At 70.7% G+C, this 19,326-nt stretch carries 19 protein-coding genes; 12 read left to right on the forward strand and 7 right to left on the reverse strand.

Annotation, left to right across the window (positions count from 1 at the left end):
• Positions 1-41: 41 nt before the first annotated feature.
• Positions 42-557 (reverse strand): SigE family RNA polymerase sigma factor, encoded by a 516-nt coding sequence (locus AQJ27_RS15690; protein WP_067368219.1) that lies wholly within the window; start codon positions 555-557, stop codon positions 42-44.
• 162 nt (positions 558-719) lie between these two features.
• Here AQJ27_RS15690 and AQJ27_RS15695 point away from each other — a divergent pair, with 162 nt between their 5' ends.
• Entirely contained in the window at positions 720-1,088 is a 369-nt protein-coding gene (locus AQJ27_RS15695; protein ID WP_067368222.1) for a hypothetical protein, read from the forward strand.
• Between the two features lie 130 nt (positions 1,089-1,218).
• Here AQJ27_RS15695 and AQJ27_RS15700 read toward each other — a convergent pair whose 3' ends face one another.
• From AQJ27_RS15700 to AQJ27_RS15725, 6 genes are all read right to left on the reverse strand, one after another.
• The gene (locus AQJ27_RS15700; RefSeq protein ID WP_159064359.1) at positions 1,219-3,936 is read right to left on the reverse strand and encodes a helix-turn-helix transcriptional regulator; all 2,718 of its coding nucleotides are present in this window, start codon (positions 3,934-3,936) and stop codon (positions 1,219-1,221) included.
• A gap of 48 nt (positions 3,937-3,984) precedes the next feature.
• Positions 3,985-4,335 carry a YciI family protein gene (locus tag AQJ27_RS15705; protein ID WP_067368225.1) on the reverse strand — a complete coding sequence of 117 codons (351 nt, stop codon included), beginning with the start codon at positions 4,333-4,335 and terminating at the stop codon, positions 3,985-3,987.
• A 36-nt stretch (positions 4,336-4,371) separates the two neighbouring features.
• Positions 4,372-5,268, reverse strand: coding sequence for a Vgb family protein (locus AQJ27_RS15710; protein WP_067368228.1), 897 nt, complete (start codon positions 5,266-5,268; stop codon positions 4,372-4,374).
• A 124-nt stretch (positions 5,269-5,392) separates the two neighbouring features.
• A complete protein-coding gene (locus AQJ27_RS15715; protein ID WP_235613519.1) occupies positions 5,393-6,280 on the reverse strand; it encodes a GNAT family N-acetyltransferase in 888 nt (295 codons plus the stop codon).
• Between the two features lie 62 nt (positions 6,281-6,342).
• The gene (locus AQJ27_RS15720) at positions 6,343-6,912 is read right to left on the reverse strand and encodes a dihydrofolate reductase family protein (protein WP_067368233.1); all 570 of its coding nucleotides are present in this window, start codon (positions 6,910-6,912) and stop codon (positions 6,343-6,345) included.
• A 225-nt stretch (positions 6,913-7,137) separates the two neighbouring features.
• Positions 7,138-8,838, reverse strand: a complete 1,701-nt coding sequence (locus AQJ27_RS15725) for a chitinase (RefSeq protein ID WP_201264298.1) — start codon at positions 8,836-8,838, stop codon at positions 7,138-7,140.
• A 367-nt stretch (positions 8,839-9,205) separates the two neighbouring features.
• On the opposite strand from AQJ27_RS15725, the gene AQJ27_RS15730 reads away from it, so the two are divergent.
• The 11 genes from AQJ27_RS15730 (at position 9,206) to AQJ27_RS15780 (ending at position 19,324) form a co-directional block, all read left to right on the forward strand.
• A complete protein-coding gene (locus AQJ27_RS15730; protein ID WP_060901407.1) occupies positions 9,206-10,081 on the forward strand; it encodes a hypothetical protein in 876 nt (291 codons plus the stop codon).
• Positions 10,082-10,163: 82 nt separating this feature from the next.
• The gene (cpaB, locus tag AQJ27_RS15735) at positions 10,164-10,877 is read left to right on the forward strand and encodes a Flp pilus assembly protein CpaB (RefSeq protein ID WP_067368238.1); all 714 of its coding nucleotides are present in this window, start codon (positions 10,164-10,166) and stop codon (positions 10,875-10,877) included.
• Positions 10,878-10,955: 78 nt separating this feature from the next.
• Positions 10,956-12,575, forward strand: coding sequence for a CpaE/TadZ family protein (locus AQJ27_RS15740; RefSeq protein WP_067369265.1), 1,620 nt, complete (start codon positions 10,956-10,958; stop codon positions 12,573-12,575).
• Positions 12,572-12,940 (forward strand): TadE family protein, encoded by a 369-nt coding sequence (locus AQJ27_RS15745; RefSeq protein WP_235613520.1) that lies wholly within the window; start codon positions 12,572-12,574, stop codon positions 12,938-12,940. The genes AQJ27_RS15740 and AQJ27_RS15745 overlap by 4 nt, the downstream gene beginning before the upstream one ends.
• A gap of 44 nt (positions 12,941-12,984) precedes the next feature.
• Positions 12,985-14,325: a TadA family conjugal transfer-associated ATPase gene (locus AQJ27_RS15750; protein WP_067368241.1), complete on the forward strand. Its 1,341-nt coding sequence runs from the start codon at positions 12,985-12,987 to the stop codon at positions 14,323-14,325.
• 49 nt (positions 14,326-14,374) lie between these two features.
• Positions 14,375-15,316 carry a type II secretion system F family protein gene (locus AQJ27_RS15755; protein ID WP_067368244.1) on the forward strand — a complete coding sequence of 314 codons (942 nt, stop codon included), beginning with the start codon at positions 14,375-14,377 and terminating at the stop codon, positions 15,314-15,316.
• 16 nt (positions 15,317-15,332) lie between these two features.
• Positions 15,333-16,223, forward strand: a complete 891-nt coding sequence (locus tag AQJ27_RS15760) for a DUF5936 domain-containing protein (RefSeq protein ID WP_067368247.1) — start codon at positions 15,333-15,335, stop codon at positions 16,221-16,223.
• Positions 16,223-17,647: a sensor histidine kinase gene (locus AQJ27_RS15765; RefSeq protein WP_079065010.1), complete on the forward strand. Its 1,425-nt coding sequence runs from the start codon at positions 16,223-16,225 to the stop codon at positions 17,645-17,647. The genes AQJ27_RS15760 and AQJ27_RS15765 overlap by 1 nt, the downstream gene beginning before the upstream one ends.
• Complete coding sequence (locus AQJ27_RS15770) at positions 17,640-18,371, forward strand: response regulator (protein ID WP_067368250.1); 732 nt, start codon at positions 17,640-17,642, stop codon at positions 18,369-18,371. The genes AQJ27_RS15765 and AQJ27_RS15770 overlap by 8 nt, the downstream gene beginning before the upstream one ends.
• A 105-nt stretch (positions 18,372-18,476) precedes the next feature.
• On the forward strand, positions 18,477-18,722 hold the full coding sequence (locus AQJ27_RS15775; RefSeq protein ID WP_054234991.1) for a hypothetical protein: 246 nt from the start codon (positions 18,477-18,479) through the stop codon (positions 18,720-18,722).
• A 53-nt stretch (positions 18,723-18,775) separates the two neighbouring features.
• Positions 18,776-19,324 (forward strand): pilus assembly protein TadG-related protein, encoded by a 549-nt coding sequence (locus AQJ27_RS15780; RefSeq protein WP_067369273.1) that lies wholly within the window; start codon positions 18,776-18,778, stop codon positions 19,322-19,324.
• Positions 19,325-19,326 lie beyond the last annotated feature (2 nt).

The following is a 19,326-nucleotide window of genomic DNA, read 5'->3' on the forward strand; positions in this document are numbered from 1 at the left end:
TGCTCTCCGTAAGGGCTGTCTCTAAGGTCGTCGGCGCCGGGTCAGTGTCTGGCGTGCTCGCCGAGGGCGTCCCCGAGCAGCAGCCGCAGCCGGGCGAGTGCGCGGGTGCAGCGGGTGCGTACGGCGGCCGAGCTGACGTTCATGGCCTCGGCGGTCTCCTCGACGCTGCGGTCCTCCCAGTAGCGCAGCACGACCACGGCCCGGTCCTTGGCGGACAGCCGGCCGAGTGCCTCGACCAGGGTCAGCCGCAGGGGCGTGTCGGTGTCGGCCGCGCGGGGGTCGGGAAGGTCGGGGAACTCGTCCGTGGCGCGTTCCCGACTGCTGCGGCGCCGCTGGTGGGCGAGGAACGTACGGGTGAGGACGGTCTGCGCGTATCCGGCGGGGTTGCCGACGCGGGAGACCCGGTACCAGCGGACGTACAGGCGACCGAGGGTCTCCTGCACCAGGTCCTCGGCGAGATGGGTGTCCCCGCCGGTGAGCAGACAGGCGGAACGGTAGAGATGCCCCGCCCGCGCCGCCGCGAACTCGGCGTAGTCGTCCCCCCGGACCTGTCTCATCCCGCCCCCGTGTCTCTGGTACCGCCGCCTTCACTTCATTGATGCGCCGGCCCCCCGGAAATGTTTCAGTGGACGGAAAGAAGGTCCAGAGGGGGCCCACAGGGAGTCCACGGGGGAGCCCTCCACGTAGGGGGTCTGCGTACGCCGGGATAGGTTGCCGGAGTGACAGACCAGCCGCCCGCTTCCACCCCACCCGGCTTCGGCCCGCCCCCGCCGCAGTACGCCCCGCAGCCGCCACCGCCCGCGGCGCCCGGCCCGGAGTTCCTGGCGGTAGACAAGCACAACTCGGTCGTCGTCGACGCGTCGGGCGTGGCCTTCGAGATGTACGACATCACAGTCGACTTCCCCTGGGCCGAGATCCGCAGCGTCCACTACAAGGCGAGCCCCAACGGCAAGGCCCTGATGGTCGCCGTGGTCCACCTGGACGGCAGGGTCTACGAGTGCGTGGTGACCGCGAAGCCGCGGGAGTTGTTGCGCGGGTGGTTCGCACAGTTGGCGTGGGTGCTGGGGTACTACCGGCCGATGGGGTAGCCGTTCGGCGGCTCAGAGAAGGTGGCCGGCACAGATTGTTGGCGATGTCGCGGATGAAGTCGCGTGACGCCTCTGGGGAGAGGGCCTGTGGTCGGGAAGGGCGCCCGACCTGTCTGTTCTTCTGCGCCCGTCAGGGCGTGAGCAGGTCGGCGAGTTCTGTTCGGGAGCTGATGCCGAGCTTGGGGAACGCGCGGTAGAGGTGGTGGCCGACGGTGCGCGGGCTCAGGAACAGCTGCGTGGCGATTTCGCGGTTGGTGGCACCGGTGGCCGCGAGACGGACGACTTCGCGCTCCTGGGCGCTCAGGCGGGTCAGGGGGGAGTCGGTGGCGTCGGACGGGTCGTGGGTTTCGCCGGCCGCCTGGAGTTCCGTGCGAGCGCGGTGGGCCCAGGGCCGGGCGTTGAGCTGATCGAAGATTTTCAGTGCGGTGCGCAGTTGGTCGCGGGCGTCGATCTTGCGGCGCGAGCGGCGTAGCCATTCACCGTAGAGGAGTTGGGTACGCGCCCGATCGAAGTCGTTGCCGTCGGTGTGCAGGTCCAAGGCGGCCAGATAGTGCTGCTCGGCCTGTGTGTCCGGGCTGGTCAGGGCCGCGCAGCGGTGCGCTTGGGCCGTGAAGTGGAGCTGCCCGAGGTCGGCCGCCCATGTCATGAGCTGGTCCGCGGGTGCCCGCGCCCCTTCCGGATGTCCGGCGCGCACAGCCGCCTCGATCAGATCCGGCAACAGGTGCCGGGCCAGGAAGGGGTGGCCCGCCGCCTGCCGGGCCGCCTCCAGATGGCGCAGCGCGTCCTGCGCCCGCCCGAGGGCGAGGTCGAGCAGCCCCAGCGCCCACAGCGCCTCCGCCACGCCCCGTCCGACCTCGCGCGGGCGGGTGTACTCCAGTGCCTGTTCGGCCATTTTCCGGGTCTGCGCCTCCTCCCCTTGGACGGCGGCCAGCACCGCCAACAGGGCGCGCAGATGGGCCGCTCGGTGGTCCAGGTCGTAGCCGTCGGCCAGCCGGAGCGCTTCGGTGGCGTGTGCGTGCGCGTCGTCGAGCCGGCCGAGCGCCAGCTCCACCTGGGCACGCAGATGCAGCGTGGTGGGCAGCCATCCACCGATGCCCTGCTCGCGGCAGTGGGCGACCGCCGCGACGGCCAGTTCGTGCGCGGTCGCGTGATCGGCCATCAGGTGGCAGTGGATCGCGGTCACCAACTGGTCCATGAGCCCGACGTCGGCGAGGCGTCCGGCCCGTACGAGAGTGTCCAGGGCCCGGCGCGCGCCGGGCAGGTCGCCCGCCAGGAGGTGGACGGGCACGGCCAGGATCGGCAGATGGGGTGTGCGGACGCCGATCTCCACCATGAGGGGTGCGTCGCCCGCGCAGAAGGCCGCGTGGATGGCGTCGGTCAGCAGCGGCGCGAGCTTGTCGGGGCGGTCGGCCGAGATCGTGTTCGCGCAGTCGGCCAGGATGCGGGCGGCCCGGCGGGGGCTGCCGTAGCCGAGCTCGACCACGGAGCGTGCGCGCGCGAAGTCCGCCGCCATCCCCGGGTCCCGCAACGGCAGTGGCACCTGGTCGGCGAGAGCGCGGCACCGTTCGTCCTGGCCGGCCTCGCTCGCCTTCTGCGCGGCGGTGATCAGACGGCGGGCGTGCCGGTGCGGATCGGCGGTCAGGCGGGCGGCCCGCTCGTACGCCGCGGACGCGGACGCCATCGCCTGCCTGCTCCCGGCCCACTCGGCGACCCGTTCCAACTCCGCGGCGACCTCTTCGTCCGGGCCGGTCGTCGCGGCGGCCAGGTGCCAGGCGCGCCGGTGCGCGTGCTGGGCGCCTTCCAGGTCCGCCGCCAACGCCCGGTGCGCCGCGATCCGCCAGGCCAGCGGGGCCTGTTGGTAGGCGGCGAACCGGATGAGGGGGTGGCGGAAACGCAGTTTCTGCGCGGAGACGAAGACCAGGCCGGCACGTTCGGCGGGCTCCAGATCCCTGACCTCCCCGTCGAGCCGGCCCGCGGCTGCCAGCACGGTCGGAAGGTCCCCGGTGTCGTCGGCCGCGGCCACCGTGAGAGTGCGCTGGGTCGCGTCGGGAAGGCGGCGGATCTGCTGTGCGAACGCGTCCTGGAGCTGATGGGGCAGCTCGGGCCGCGCCTCGGCCGGCGCCAGCGGCCCCAGCTGTCCGGCGCGCTGCGCCGGGGTCAGCGCGGCGGCCAACTCCCGCAGCGCCAGCGGGTTTCCCTGCGCCTGGTCGAGGATGTGCTCGGCGACCGGGGGAGCGAGGCCGGGCAGCAGCGCCACGGCCGACCGCCGGTCGATGCCGGTGACGTGTACGCGCGGCAGCGCCTTCGATCCGCTCTCCGGCGCGGTGCCGCGGGCGGCGAAGAGCATGACGATGCCTTCGTCCCGCAGCCGCCGGGCGGCAAAGGTCAGCGCGTCCCCGGACGGCCGGTCGAGCCATTGCAGGTCGTCGACCAGGCACAGCAGGGGGTCGTCCGTGGCCGCCTCGGACAGCAGCGACAGTGTGGCGAGCCCCAGGGTGAGACGGTCCCGTACGGGCTCGTCGCTCAGGCCGAAGACGGCGCGCAGAGCCCCGGCCTGCGGTCCCGGCAGCCGGTCGAGCAGATCGAGCACCGGCAGGAGGAGCTGATGGAGCCCTCCGAAAGCGAGCTCCATCTCCGACTCGATGCCCTCGACCCGCAGCACGCGCATGCCGTCCGCGTGGGCGGCCGCATGCTCAAGGAGAGTGGTCTTGCCGATGCCGGCCTCGCCGTGCAGCAGCAGTGAACTGCTCGCTCCGCTCCCGGAGTTGGCGAGCATCCGCTCAATGTGGCGTCGTTCCTCCGCGCGCCCCTGCACCGTCCGCTCCCCCCGCCGGCAACCGAGCATCATGATCGGCACTGTACGTCGGAGGAGGAGCGATGCCGCAACGGGCCGTCCTCAGGCGCCTTCGAGCACCGGCCGGATCTCGATGGTCTCCAAAGTGCCGAGCCCCTCGGCGAGTTCCACGGCTTCCTCACGGTCGGCCACGTCGATGACGAACCAGCCGCCCAGGGTCTCCTCGCCGGGGTGTGCGGGCCCGTCGGTCACCGTGGCGGGCGCCGCTTCGGTGGTCTTGCGCACGGTCGTCGCGGAGGCCGACCCGGTGTCCAGGGCATCGCCACTGATCAGTTTGCCTGCCGCCGCCATCTTGCCGATCCAGGTCTCGTACGCCGCTCGGTGAGCGGCCCGGTCGGTCCGGATCCGGTGGCGCGACTCATCGGTCTCGAAGATCACGAGTGCGTACTTCATGAGCGTTCCCTTTCGTTGCTTCGTTGCTTCATTGCTTCATTGCGTGCGGACACGGACGCTGACGCGGGCGAGTGCGCCGATTTCCAGCGCCGTCCACAGAGCTCCGTCCGGGCCCAGGGCGATCCCGTGCGGCTCCGAGCCCGGGGTCGGCAGGTCGTGCACGGTGACAGTGCCGTCGGGGGTGAGGGAGCCCACCCGGTTGCCGGCCCACTCGGTGAACCACAACGTGCCGTCGCTGCCGGCGGTGATGGCATGCGGCCGGGACGTGCGGTCGGGCAGCGGGAACTCGGTGATCTGGCCGTCGGGAGTGATCCGCCCGATCTGCCCAGCACCGATCTCGACGAACCAGACCGCCCCGTCGTGCCCGGCCGTGATGCCCACCGGGCCGGCGGACCTGGTCGGCAACGGGTGCAGAGTGACGGCTCCGTCCATGCCGATCCGCCCGATCGCGTCGGCCTGGTTCAGGGTGAACCACATCCCGTCGTCGGCGCCTGCGGTGATCGCGGAGGGGTAGGTCCCCGTGGCCGGCAGCGGGAACTCGGTCACCCGGCCGTCGGTGGTGATCCTGCCGATCCGGTCGGCGGCGGTCTCGGTGAACCACAGCGCTCCGTCCGGCCCTGCGGCGATTCCGAACGGACCGCACTCCGCGGTCGGCACGGTGAACTCCTCGACCTTGCCGTCGAGGGCGATCCGGCCGATGCGGTGCGCCCGGTGCTCGGTGAACCACAAGGCGTCGTCCGGCCCGACAGCGATGATCATCGGCCCGCAGTCCGGATCGAGTTGATGGTGCGTGAGTACCCCTCCGGGCACCAGACGCCCGATACCCCCGCTGTGAACCAGCGTGAACCACAGCGCCCCGTCCGGGCCCGTGGTGAGCGCGTAGGGACCGCTGTCGCTCCCGGCCAAGGTGAACTCTTCGATGAAAACCGGCATCAGAGTCGGCTCTCCTCTCTTCATACGGCTCATACGGCTGTCTTCATACGGCGCGCCCGCTGCCGCCCTTCATCAACCGTCCGTCTCCCTCGGGCGAAGGGGCCTGTGCCTCCGTCTCTCCGCCCTACGCCACCGGCGCCGAATACAGCATGCGGATCTCCGAAGTCCGGTAGCCGGCGCGGGCGAAGGCCGCTGCCATCGGGGCGTTGCCGGTGTCCGTGGTGGCTGTGATCAGTCCGGCACCGGACTCCGCGTGGATGCGGGTGATCTCGGTGAGGAGGTCGTCCACGTACCCATGGCCGCGGAACTCGGGGACGACGCCCAGGTAGCCCACGTTGCGGGCATACGGTGTTGCGGAGGGGAGGGCGAGGCCCGCGACCTGCCCGTCCGGGGTGTGGGCCACGCGCCACCACTCGCGCCGACCGGGGCAGCCGAGATAGAAGTCCATCTCGTCCCTGGCCGTGGCTTCGGCGCCCTTGACGGCGATGTTCCTGCGGGTCTCGTCGTCCAGGCTGCCGACGGCTATCCGACGGAACAGCCGGAGGAACTCCTCGTCCGAAGCGGCGGCGAACGTCAGCCGGCCCCTGGACGCGGGGAGGCCGACGTCGGCCGTCCATTGCAGGCGCAGCCGTTCCACCTCGTGCGTGAGGCCTGCTGCCACGGCGGCCCGGCGCCGCCACTCCACGGCGGCCACCGCGGCCGGGGTGTCACGCCAGCCGACGGGCAGCGTCAGGTTGTACAGCGGAGGTTTGGGCGCACCGGCGTCCGCGAACGCCCGCAGCGCGGCGGTCAGCAGCCCGGCCGCCACCTCCGCGCGGTCGGGGAGCCTCGGGTCGACATGCAGACAGTCCAGGGCGACGGGGTGAGAGCTGTCCTGCTGCCCCCACCACAAGGAACGGCCCACGATCCGCCCGTCGTCCTCGGCGATCCAGGTCCACTCCGGCCGGTACATCCCCTGCTTCGACTCGTCCAGGTAGCGGTCGGCGTCGATCCAGCCCACCGGTTCATCCACGATGACTGCTGCGACACTCTCTTGATCGGCCTCGGTCGTGGGGCGAAACAACACGTGTGCTCCTACTGCTTGGTGTACGTAGTGACAGTCGCGCCGGTGGCGAAGACCCGGAAGTCGGTCAGTGTGAAGGCGGCGGGGTCGAATGCCGCGTGGAACAGCGGAACGCCGGCCCCGAACACCACTGGGTGGCGGTGGACCACGAGCCTGTCGACCTCGTGCAGCAAGCGCCCGGCCAGCACCGGGCCGCCGCACAGCCAGATGCCCATGCCCGGCCGCCGCTTCAGCCCGCGGACGAACTCCGCCGGGTCCCCGGCGACGACATCGACGCCTGGCGCGGGCCGTTTCAGGGACGAGGAGACCACGTACTGCCGAAGCCAGGGATACGGGCTGTCGGCACCGGCCGCCCGAGCGGATTCGTAGACGCCGCGCCCCATGACGACCGTGTCGAACAATCTGTTCGCCGTGCTGACGACGCCCAGCGGCCTGCGGGCATGCTCCGGGACGGTCTCGGGGTACTCGGCCAGAACGGCGGCCTTGAGATCGCCGTCGAAGCCGAAGGGGTCGCACTGTCCGTCAGGACCGGTGGTGAAGCCGTCGACACTGCAGCCGACGAGGTACGTGAGCAGACGCATGCGGGTCCGGTTCCGATCCGTTGCCACCAGGGACGAGATGACACTAGGCACCCCGATTCAGGAGGGCATCGGTCATCGCGACGTAACGTGACCCGCCACGCCCGGGACGGCATCGGTATGAACCGGGACGGCATCGGTATGAAATGGCCTGTCGGCCGCGACAGGCGAGTGCCGGCCACCCCTGCGTGGGGTGACCGGCACCGTGTCCGGCCGAAGGGGGCCCTTCTAGCCGAGTGCGTGCACGTGCGCCCCCACCGAGTTCGACCACGCGTTGCCCGCCGCCGCGTCCCAGTTCGTCGACCAGGTCATCGCGCCGCGCAGGTCCGGGTAGGTCTTGGAGGGCTTGAAGGAGCCGCAGTTGGTGCCCTTGGCCAGGCAGTCCAACGCGTTGTTCACGACCGTCGGAGACACATAGCCGCTGCCCGCGCCGCTCGTCGAGGCCGGGAGGCCCAGGCCCACCTGGGAGGGGGCCAGGCCGCCCTGGAGCTGGATGCAGGCGAGCGCGGTGAGGAAGTCGACCGAGCCCTGGCTGTAGACCTTGCCGTCGCAGCCCAGCATCGAACCGCTGTTGTAGTACTGCATGTTGACGACCGTCAGGATGTCCTTGATGTTCAGGGCCGTCTGGAAGTACGTGTTCGACGTGGACTGCATGTCGATCGTCTGCGGGGCCATGGTGATGATGAGGGACGAGCCCGCCTTCGCGGAGAGGGACCGCAGGGCCTGCGTCATGTACGTCGCGTTGAGGCCGTTCTCCAGGTCGATGTCGACGCCGTCGAAGCCGTACGTCTGCATGAGGGAGTAGACGGAGTTCGCGAAGTTCGTCGCGGACGTGGAGTCGCTGATCGACACCGTGCCGTTCTGGCCGCCGATGGAGATGACGACCTTCTTGCCCGCGGCCTGCTTGGCCTTGATGTCCGCCTTGAACTGGTCGACGGTGTAGCCGCCGAGCCCGGCCGAGTCGAGGTTGAAGGTCACCGCGCCCGGCGTGCCCGTCGCGTCCGCGAACGCCACCGCGATGATGTCGTACTGGGACTGCACGGCGGAGATCTTCTGGACCGTCGCGCCGTTGTTGAAGTTCTGCCAGTAGCCCGTGACGGCGTGCTTGGGCAGGGAACCGCCGCCACCGCCGCCCGAGGACGCGGTCGTCGTGCCCGTCACCGCCGACGACTTCGCCGACTCACCCGCCGAGTTCGTCGCCGTGACCTGGAAGGAGTACGAGGTGGAGGCCGCGAGGGACGAGACGGTCGCCGAGGTCCCCGTCGTCGACTGGACCTTCGTACCCGCCTGGTAGACGTTGTAGCCCGTCGCGCCCGACACCGTGTTCCAGGAGAGGGAGACGGAGGAGGACGTGGTGGAGGAGACCGTCAGACCGGTGGGTGCCGCCGGGACCGTGGGGGCCGGGTCGCCGCCTCCGCCGCCGTCGGGGCCGAAGACCGAGAGGTCGTCGGCGTAGTACGGGGCCTGGCCGTACCACCCGTGCGTGTACACCGTCACCGAGGTCGTCGACGCGCCCGTGGTGAAGGTGGTCGAGAGCTGCTTCCAGGAGGCGGAGTCGGGGGTCCAGGTCGAGACGTCCGTGGTGCCGGTGCCCGTCACGCCCAGGTAGGCGTACCCGCCCTGCAGCCACGAGCTCAGCGTGTACGTCGAGTTGGGCTTGACCGCGACGGCCTGGGTGCACTGGGCGTTGTCCTGCCCGGCGGGCGTGCCCTTGAGCGCGGCCGAGCCGCCGTGCACCGGCGAGGAGACGGTCGTACCGCTGCCCGCCGTACAGGTCCAGTTGCTCAGGCCCGACTCGTAGCCGCCGTTCTTGGCGTTGTTGACGTCCGCCGCCTGGGCCTGGCCCGCCAGACCGGTGAGGGAGAGGACGGAGGCGGTGACGACGGCGGCGAGGGCGCCCGCCCATCTGCGCCGGGGCGGTCGGGGCATACGTATGACGCGGTCCACTGGGACCTCCGGTGAGGGGAGGGGAGGGAGGGGGGAGAAGCGGGGTGCGCAACGGTGGCCACCGTCGGACGTTGCTGGCGTACAAGTTGGTCCAGACCAATTCGGTTGTCAAGACCTCTGGTGGGTGACAGGGGTGGCCGGGTGTCTCAACGGGCCCACGGGGTGGGCGACTTGTGGCATATTCGTCTCACTCTCCGTTGATCAAGCCCGTACCTTCCGTGAGTTGATCTGGAAGATTCGGTGTTGAGGCGGCCATGCCGTGGATATGGTGCTGATGCAAGAGGACGTCACAGGGGCCATCTGAGGCGGTGGTCGACCACCCCGCCACAGTGAACGGGGTGTGTGCAGCGTGCCGACCGCGATAGCCGTCACCAGTCCCGATCTGGTGCTCCCGCCGCACGACCGGCAGACCCCCCCCGCCGTGGTCCAGCCCCTCGACAGTCTCGAAAGCTCCCTCACGGGCATGCACGCCCTCATCGAGCAGCACGGATACGTCATCGCGCTCTACCCGGCCTCGGTCGAGGACGCGGTCACCCGGCGGCTGCACACCGTCCGCTCCGTCCTGGAGAGCGACCGCATCGCCCTGCTCGGCATCGACCTGCCGCCGCTCGGAGTGGCCCTGCTGGCCCAGCAGTTGCGGCAGCTGTCGGTCTGCGACTTCAGCCCGGGCGTGCTCGCCTCCTCCGCCCGGCTGCTCGCCCACTACATCTACGCCGGCGCCCTGCTCGGCTCGGTCGCCAAGCTCGACCGGGTCCCGGTGACGCTGAAGTCGCACGCCAAGTCATGGGTACCGGGCGCCCAGTTCGCCGTACTGTCCCACCCGCGCCCGCAGCTGGCCCGGATCGGGCAGGACGAGCTGACCGGGCCCGAGTTCGGCACCCGGCTGCTCGTCGCCGCGGGCCAGCCGCCCTCCGACTGGGTCACCGCGACCCTCGCGCCCGCCTGGCGTGTGCAGGGCGTCGCGACCGTACCGCTGCCGCAGGAGTCGGCCCGCTGGTGGGGCACCACCAAGCTCGCCGAGTTCGCCGCCGGTCTGTACGACGTCTCCGTGCTCTACCAGCTCGTGTCGTCCGTCCGCCGGGAGGAGTGCCACTGGTGCGGTCTCGAACTCATCGGTGACCGCTGCGGGTTCTGTGCCGCGCCGCTGCCCCCGCCTCCCGAGCTTCCGACGGCCACGGTGCGGGCAGCATCCTCAGTACGCGCTCTGCCCCGAGGCGCAACTTGAGCACCCGCAGTACACGTGAAGAGCACCAGGCACGACCGCTCGACCCCGCCGTCCCCGCCCCACGATCGAGGTTGTCCGCGTCATGAACTCACGCCAGCGCCGCGGCGTCATCCTGCTGGTCCTCTCGGTCCTGTGCGCCCTGGGCGCCTTCGCCGGAGTCCTCTCGGTGATCCGTGACGTGAACTCCAAGGTCGGCCCGGAGGTGGCGGCGTACCGCCTGAAGGACGACATCGCGCCCTACAAGGAACTGTCGGCCGACCAGTTCCAGAGGGTCTCGATGCCCAAGCGCTGGCTGTCGAGCACGGCGGTCACGAACCTCGGCCAGATCCGCGGGAAGATCGCCGTCACCCAGCTCCAGAAGGGCTCCCTCCTCCAGAGCGACATGATCGTGGACCGGCCCGCGCTGGAGGCCGGCCAGCAGGAGATCGCGATCATGATCGACGCGGCGACCGGTGTGGCCGGAAAGATCGACCCGGGCTCCAGGGTCAACATCTACGCCACCTTCAAGGCCGAGAACGACAAGCAGAAGGACCAGTCCAAGGTCATCGTGGCGAACGCCCGCGTCATCGACGTCGGCAAGCTCACCGCCCTCGACCCCGGCCAGTCCAGCAACGACCGGCGCAACAGCGCAACCCAGGCCGTCCCCATCACCTTCGCGCTCGACACCGCAGACGCCCAACGCGTCGCGTACGCCGAGTCGTTCGCCGAACACGTCCGCCTCGCCCTGGTCGCGGGCGGCTCCGACGCGACCGTCGCCCCCGGCGACCGTACGTACACCCTCGACGAGGACAAGTAGGAGGCCGCGCATGAGGTCCAACCCCACGGGGCTGCGCCGATGGCCCCGCACGAGGCAGACGACTACGGGGCAGCGCCGATGACCATCCGTATCCTCCCGGCCGTCAGCGACGTCGACTCGGCCCGCGCGCTCGCCACCCTGCTGAGCCAGCTCGCGGACGCCGAGCCGGCCCCGCCCGTCCCCGACTCGACGGCGCTCCTCGACACCCTGGCGCGGCTCGCCGCCGAGTCCCTCGACGAACTGCCCGAAGTCGTCCTGGTCCACGAACGCATAGGTCCCGTACCGGCGTTGGACCTGATCCGCGACGTGGTCATGCGCTTCCCCGCGATCGGCGTCGTCTTCATCACCGCGGACACCAGCACCGGTGTCCTCACCGCCGCCATGGACTCCGGCGCCCGCGGCATCATCGGCCTCCCGCTGGGCTACGACGCCCTCGCCGAACGCGTCCAGGCCGCCGCCGGGTGGTCGCTCGGCATGCGCCGCCACCTCGGCAGCGGCACCCCCGAGCTGTACGCGGGCCCCGGCGGCACCGTCGTCACGGTCACCGGCGCGAAGGGCGGCGTCGGAGCGACGGTCACCGCCGTCGAACTCGCCCTCGCCGCCCAGGCGTCGGGGCGCAGCGTCGCGCTGGTGGACCTCGACCTCCAGTCCGGGGACGTGGCCTCGTACCTGGACGTCCAGTTCCGGCGGTCGATCGCCGACCTCGCCGGAATCAGCGACATCAACCCCCGCGTCCTCCAGGACGCCGTCTACACCCACGACAGCGGAGTGGGCCTCCTGCTGGCCCCGGCCGAGGGCGAGCGCGGCGAGGAGGTCACCGACCGGGTGACCCGCCAGGTCGTGAGCGCCCTGCGCTCCCGCCACGACGTCGTGGTCGTCGACTGCGGCGCCCAGATGAACTCCGCGACCGCCGCGGCCGTCGAGATGGCCGACCGGGCCCTGCTCCTCGTCACCCCCGACGTGGTCGCCGTGCGCGCCGCCAAACGCATGGTCCGCATGTGGGACCGCCTCCAGATCCGCAAGGCGGAGGAGACGACCACGGTCGTCAACCGTTTCGCCCGCGGTACGGAGATCCAGCCCTCCCTCGTCGAACGCGTCACCGGCACCAAGGTCGCCCGCACCCCCGTCCCGGCCGCCTTCAAGGAACTCCAGTCGGTCGTCGACGCGGGGCGCCTCCAGGACCTGGACACCCGCTCGACGGTCAAGCAGGCGCTGTGGGCGCTGGCGGGGGAACTCGGTCTCGTGGTCGCCCAGGAGACCGGCGGGGGAGGCGGCAGGCGCCGCAAGGCCTCCTCGGACCGGGGCGCACTGGCCCTGCGACGCAAGGGCGGCGACCGGGGCGCGGTCACCCTCGAATTCGCCGGCATGTTCCCGATCCTGCTCGTCGTGATGACGATCCTGTGGCAGTGCGTGCTGTACGGCTACTCGTACTCGCTGGCCGGGAACGCGGCGGACGAGGCGGCGCGGGCGGCGACGGCGGCGTACGCGGTCAACGGGGATGTACCCGGGGTGTGCCAGACGGCCGGGAGCAAGCATCTGCCGGGCGCCTGGAATGGCGCCGAGATCCGCTGTGGCGCGGCGGGCTCGGTGATGAAGGCCACCGTGAAGGTCGACGTGCCGCTCTTCTTCCCGGGCTTCGACGCGGGCTGGCACGTGGAGGGGAACGCGGGCGCCGCGCTGGAGGGTGACAACGGATGAGGCCCCTACGGTGGCTGAGGCGTCGGCTCCGCGACGACCGGGGCGTCTCCATGCTGGAGTTCGCCGGGTTCCTGCCCATCCTGCTCCTCATCGGGATGGCAGCCATCCAGCTCGGCCTCATCGGCTACGGGATCAACCAGGCGGGGACGGGGGCGCGGGCGGCGGCACGGGTCGCCTCGCAGGGTGGCGACGGCTCGGCGGCCGGACAGGCCGCGGTGAGCGGCTGGCTCAACCCGAACATTCCACCGCCCGCCCAAGGCCCCGACGTCACCACCGCCACGGTCACCGTCACCGTCCCCGGAGTCATCCCCTTCTTCGGCCCCTACCCGGTCACCCGTCACGCCACCATGCCCACCGACAACTGAACCGGAAACGGACCACCGACGAATGACCGGAAGGAGCTGAACCCATGAGCCTGCGCAGCCGACTCTCCACCCCCGACGAGTCGGGCCCCGCCCGCGAGGACGGACACCTCGTCGCCGTCTACCGAGCCAAGCTCCTCGAGGAGATCGACCTCGCGGAGATGTCGAGCCTGGCGGCGGCCGAACGCCGGGTACGCCTAGAGCGCGTGCTCGGCCACATCATCAGCCGCGAGGGCCCGGTCCTGTCCTCCGCCGAGCGCTCCCAGCTGATCCGGCGGGTCGTCGACGAGGCCCTCGGCCTCGGCGTCCTCGAACCGCTGCTCGCCGACGCGTCGATCACCGAGATCATGGTCAACGGGCCGGACTCCATCTTCGTGGAGCGGGCGGGACGGGTCGAACAGCTCCCTCTCCGTTTCGCCTCCCACGACCAGCTGATGCAGACCATCGAGCGCATCGTCTCCACGGTCAACCGACGCGTAGACGAGTCGAACCCCATGGTCGACGCCCGTCTCCCCACCGGTGAGCGCGTCAACGTCATCATCCCGCCGCTCGCCCTCACCGGCCCCACCCTCACCATCCGCCGCTTCCCCCGCGTGTACACGCTGCCCGAACTCATCGGCCTCGGCTCGCTCGACGAGCAGATGCTGATGCTGCTCGCGGCCTTCGTGCGGGCCCGCTTCAACGTCATCGTCAGCGGCGGCACCGGCAGCGGCAAGACGACCCTGCTCAACGCCCTCTCCGGCCTGATCCCGTCCCGCGAGCGCATCATCACCATCGAGGACTCGGCCGAACTCCAGCTCCAGCAGGAACACGTCATCCGGCTGGAGTCCCGCCCCCCGAACGTCGAGGGCAAGGGCCACATCACCATCCGTGACCTGGTCCGCAACTCCCTCCGTATGCGGCCCGACCGCATCATCGTCGGCGAGGTCCGCGGCGGCGAGACCCTCGACATGCTCCAGGCGATGTCGACCGGCCACGACGGGTCCCTGGCCACCGTCCACGCGAACTCCGCCGAGGACGCCCTCATGAGGCTCCAGACCCTCGGCTCGATGTCCGAGGTCCAGATCCCCTTCGAGGCGCTGAAGGACCAGATCAACTCGGCCGTGGACGTCGTCGTCCAGCTCACCCGCCACGCCGACGGCTCCCGCAAGGTCACCGAGATAGCCCTGGTCGTCTCGCACGGCCGCGATCAGTTCCGCGTCGTCCCCGTCACCCGCTTCGTCCCCCGCCCCGCGGGACCCGACCGTGTCGTACACGGCACTTTCGAGCACCTTCCGCTACCGCGCCAGGTCGCCGAGAAGCTGTACGTCGCGGGCGAACCGCTGCCGCCCGCGTTCGGCGTGGCCGAGGTCCTCGACGTACTCGACACGAGGCGGGCCATCGGATGAGGACGGTGAACCCCGTGCGGATCGTGAACCCTTTCTGGAGGTGTGAGCCATGAACGACCCCGCCCTGCTCGCCCTCGGCGCGACGGTCCTGTGCGGCACCCTCGCCGTCGCGGGCGTCCACATGTACGCCTCGGGCCGTGCCCAGCGCCAGGCCCTCGTCGACCGCCTCTCCGGCGGCGGCCCGCTGCGCACCGCGGCCGGCCGCGTACGCCGTTTCGCCGCGATCGACCGCCGACTGCGCCGCACCCGCCTCGGCCGGACGATCCACCTGCGCCTGTCGGCGACGGGCCTGGACGTGACGGCGGGGGAGTTCGCCACGTACGTCACCGCCGTCGTCGTCGCGATGTGGCTGATCGCCGCGTCGGTGCTGGCCCCCTTCTTCGGTCCGATCGCCGCCCTCGTGGGCGTGTGGAGCGCGGCCATCTTCCTCAACTGGCAGCGCCAGAAACGTATCGAGGCCTTCATCGCCCAACTCCCCGACGTGGCACGCCTGCTGGCCAACGCGACCGCCGCGGGACTGGCCCTGCGCACGGCACTGGCGATGGCGGCGGAGGAGCTCGAAGCGCCCGCGGGCGAAGAACTCGCGCACGTGGCGGACCAGTTGATGCTGGGCCGCACCATCGACGACGCCCTCGGTGAACTCTCCGAGCGCCTCCCGTCCCGTGAGCTGATCGTCCTCGTCACGACCCTGGTCCTCGCCAACAAGGCGGGCGGCTCGGTCGTCAGCTCCCTGCGCAACCTCACCCACACCCTGGAGGACCGCAAGGAGACGCGCCGCGAGGTCCGCACCATGCTCTCCGAGGTCAACGCCACCGCCTTCACGGTCCCGATGCTCGGTCTGGGCTCGCTGCTCCTGATCAACTCCTCGAACGAGGGCGCGCTCGCCCGCGTCACCGGCTCCGGGCTCGGTCAGACCCTCGTCCTGGTCTCGCTCGGCCTGTACACCGTCGGCTTCTTCGTCATCCGCCGCCTCGGCAAGATCGAAGTCTGAGAGAGGAGGGGTCACGTTGCTCGCGCTGCTGCTCGCCCTCCTGACGGCCGGGGCCGTCGCGGGCGCCCTGCTGGGCATCCGCATGATCCGCGCCGACGCCAAACTCCCGAGCGACCTCGCGCTCGCCCTGGAGGTCGGCGGAACCCGTGTCTCCACGGCCGAGTCCGCCGTCGACCGCCTCGGCATGCGCTTCGCGCCGACGGTCCTGCGCCTGATGGGCCCCCGCCGTGTCGAGGCCAAACGCCGCCGCATCGACATGGCGGGCAACCCCGGCGGCCTGACCCTCAGCCGCTACGCCGCCCGCCGCGCGGTGTACGGCGTCTTCGGCGTCGTACTCGGCCTCGTCTTCCTCTCCAACGGCCAACTTCTCTTCGCCGTCCTCACCCTGGCCTTCGGGCTCGTCGCCGCCGACGCCCTCATCTGGCAGGCCGTCCGCGAACGCAAGGAGGTCATCGACCGCACACTCCCCGACTTCCTCGACGTCCTCGCGGTCGTGGTCTCGGCGGGCCTCGGCTTCCGCCAGGCGCTGGACCGGGTCGCGGAGAAGTACGAGGGCCCCTGGGCGGACGAACTGCGCATCACGCTGCGCCAGATGGACATGGGCGTCAGCCGCCGCCAGGCCTTCGACGAACTGCGCAAGCGCAACTCCTCCGAGCAGGTCGCCCAGTTCGTCTCGGCGCTCCAACAGGGCGAGGAGCTGGGTTCCCCCATCGCCGAGACCCTCATCCAGCTCGCCACGGACATGCGCCGCACGGACGCCCAGAACGCCCGCCGCCGCGCCGCCAAGACCATCCCCAAGGCGACGATGGTGACCCTCGTCTTCATGCTCCCGGCGACGATGATCCTGATCGCCACGGGCATGTTCCTGGGGTCGGGGACGAACTTCGGTTCGATCCTGGGCCGCTGATGACCAGCCGCCGTACCCCCCTGCCGAGGCCGTCACCGCCCTGGACGCTCCCTCAGTGGCTGTCACAGCCCCCGCCGTGGCTGACCCGGCTGTGGGCACGGCGGCACCTGGCGAGCACCGAGGACGGCTATCTGGCCGACGACGCCCCGGCCCCTGGAAGCGTCCGCCTCCAGCTCAACGCACTCCAGGCACTGTGCCGCCAGGCCTTCGGCGTCCGCCTCGCCGCGATCGCGATCGGCGCCCCCTTCGCGATGACCAACGCCGTGAACGGCCCGCCCCGCTACACGGTCCTGGTCGCCGCCGTCCTCGGCGTCATGGGCTCGTACGCCATGCTCAGGGACTGGGAGCGGTTCGGCCCCCGCCTCCTCGCGCACCCCGGCCTCATGGCCGTGGACCTGACCTTCGGCGCGGTCCTGCTCCTGACGGCGTCCCCCGCGTCCCCGCTCGCGTACGCGACGGTCTGCACCCCGCTTCTGGCAGGCCTGCTGTACGGCTGGCGCGGCTCGGGCATCTTCACCGGCCTGCAACTGATCGTGCTGGTGACGGTGTACAGGGCCTGGCAACACCACCCGGGGGCCGGCGCCAGCACCCTCCTCGTCGCGGGCTTCTGCGTCGGCGCCGGCATCATCGGCGTCACCCTGCGAAACCTGATGTTCCGCTTCGGTACGGCGAGCCAGGCGCTGTCGGAGGCGAACTCCCGCCTGGCCGTCGCCGAGGCGGTGGAGTCCGAACGGGCCCGTCTGGCCCGCGAGATGCACGACTCGGTCGCGAAGACCCTGCACGGCCTGGCCCTGGCGGCCGAGGCCCTCGCCGCCTCTGCCGCCGCCGGGGACGCGGACCCGCACACGCTGGGGCGGCAGGCGACGATGGTCGCGGGCGCGGCCCGCCGGGCGGCCGCGGAGTCCCGCGACCTCCTCTCCGACCTGCGCCGCCACACGGACCTCACGAGTGCGAACACGGACGTCCTGTCCGAACTCGACTCTCGGGTCCGGTCCTTCGAGTCCCGCACCCACCTCCCCACGTCGCTCCACCTCCGCGGCGAGCGCCCGATCCTCCCGTACGCCACCGCCCACCACGTCCTGGCGATCGTGTCCGAGGCGCTGGAGAACGCGCACCGCCACGCGGACGCGACGCGGGTGACGGTGGAACTGGACGTGTCGGAAGCCGAGTGCGCCGTACGCGTACGGGACGACGGAGTCGGTCTGCCCCCACCCGTCGCCCTCGACGACCTGACCCTCGACGACCTGACCAGATCCGGCCACTTCGGTCTGCTCGGCATGGCGGAGCGAGCCGCGTCGCTGGGCGGCCGTATCGACCTGAACCGTTCCCCGCAAGGAGGCGCGGAGATCCACCTGACCCTCCCGCGATCCTCCGCCGTCCCCCACCGTCCCCCCACCCCCCAAGAGGAGGCCGCACATGCCTGACCAGGCACTTCCCGGCCCGAACCTCCATGTACTCGTGGCCGACGACAACCCGGTCGTCCGGGCCGGCCTGGCCGCGCTGCTCGACGGCCACCCGGACCTCGAGGTCGTCGCGCAGGCGGCCGACGGGGAGGAGGCCATCGCGGCCGCCACCCGACTGCGCCCGGACGTCGTCCTCCTCGACGTCCGCATGCCCGGCACGGACGGCCTGACGGCCCTTCCCGCCCTCTCCCTGCTCGCCCCCGTGATGATGCTGACCTACAGCCGCGAACCCGAGGTCGTGGCCGAGGCGTTGCGGCGGGGCGCGGTCGGCTATCTCGTCCACGGCGAGTTCACGGCCGCCGAACTGATCTCCGCCGTACGGGAGGTACGGGACGCGAGGGCGACTGTCCCGGATTCACTCGGTGTTTCGTACGAACCGAACGATTCCTCTTCGCATCTGCAACCGCTTGTGGCACAGTCGTCGAAGGCCCGGTCCGGCTTCGCGGCGAGGCTCCACCGCCGCGTGCCCAACCGGCTCAACTTCGGCCTGAGTTCACGGGAGGTGGAGGTCATGGATCTCATCGCGTCCGGCATGAGCAATCAGCAGATCGCCGCCGCCTGCTTCATCAGCGAGAAGACCGTCAAGAACCACATCAACCGCATCTTCGCAAAGCTGCACAGTTCCTCGCGCAGCGAAGCGATCGCCCACTGGCTGGGCACGGCACGTGAGGGGTGGAGCCGATGACTCCACCAACGGGAAGTTGGGCCCCTGGGCCCACCCGGAGTAGGCGCGGTCTCACGTACGGTGCTCGGGTCGGTAGTGGTGGCGTCGGGTGGGAGGACAGGGGCCATGGTGACGAGGGACTGGACGCTGAGGGTGGGGGTCCGGGTGGAGCGCGCTCTGCAGGACTGGACGGAGACGGTTTCCACCCGGATGCGCGGACGCGGGCGGGATGCCGGGGCCGGGTTTGTGGAGTACGCGGGCCTGATGATTCTGATCGCGGGGATCTACACCCTCATCGATCAGCTCGGCCTGAACGGAAAGATTTCGCAGGCGATCGGCAACGCAGTGAACAGGGTCATCGGCGGAGCTTGATCGGCGGCCCACCGCACAGCGACCGAGGGCAGACTCTCCCCATCTACATCTGGATGACGGGGATTCTGCTCTTCGCCGCGATCGCCTTCTTCGTGTTCGCCCAAGCAGCGTCCGCCCGGAATGGAGCTCAATCCGCGGCGGACGCTGCGGCGTTGGCGGCCGCACGGGACTCCCGCGACGAGCTGATGACAGGCTTGGCGGGGGCCGTGGGCACAAATGACCACTGGCTGGACTGGCTCAAGGGCAACCTGTTCAAGGGCACCGGAGCCGCGGGTGCGGCCGATCGGCTGGCCGCCGAGAACGACTCGACGGTGCGGGGGTTTGCCGATAAGACCGTGAACGGATTTCCGGGCTACTGGGTGGAAATCAAGACCCAGTACACGGTTGGCAAGTCGATCATTCCCGGCACGGAGGACAAGCAAGCGACGGCCCATGCCACCGCTGTCATCCAGCCGCGCTGCGACTTCGATCCGGCCGCGGATCCCAAGAAGCCCGTCGAACTGAACTGCGACGGACAGATCGTCAACATCGACCCCGGAAAGTTCGATCCGGTCGACCTTCCGGACCCGTCCGTGCTGTTCTCTGTGCATCTGGCCGAGTGAGA

This window comes from Streptomyces olivochromogenes (assembly GCF_001514115.1).
Classification (GTDB): Bacteria; Actinomycetota; Actinomycetes; order Streptomycetales; family Streptomycetaceae; genus Streptomyces; species Streptomyces olivochromogenes.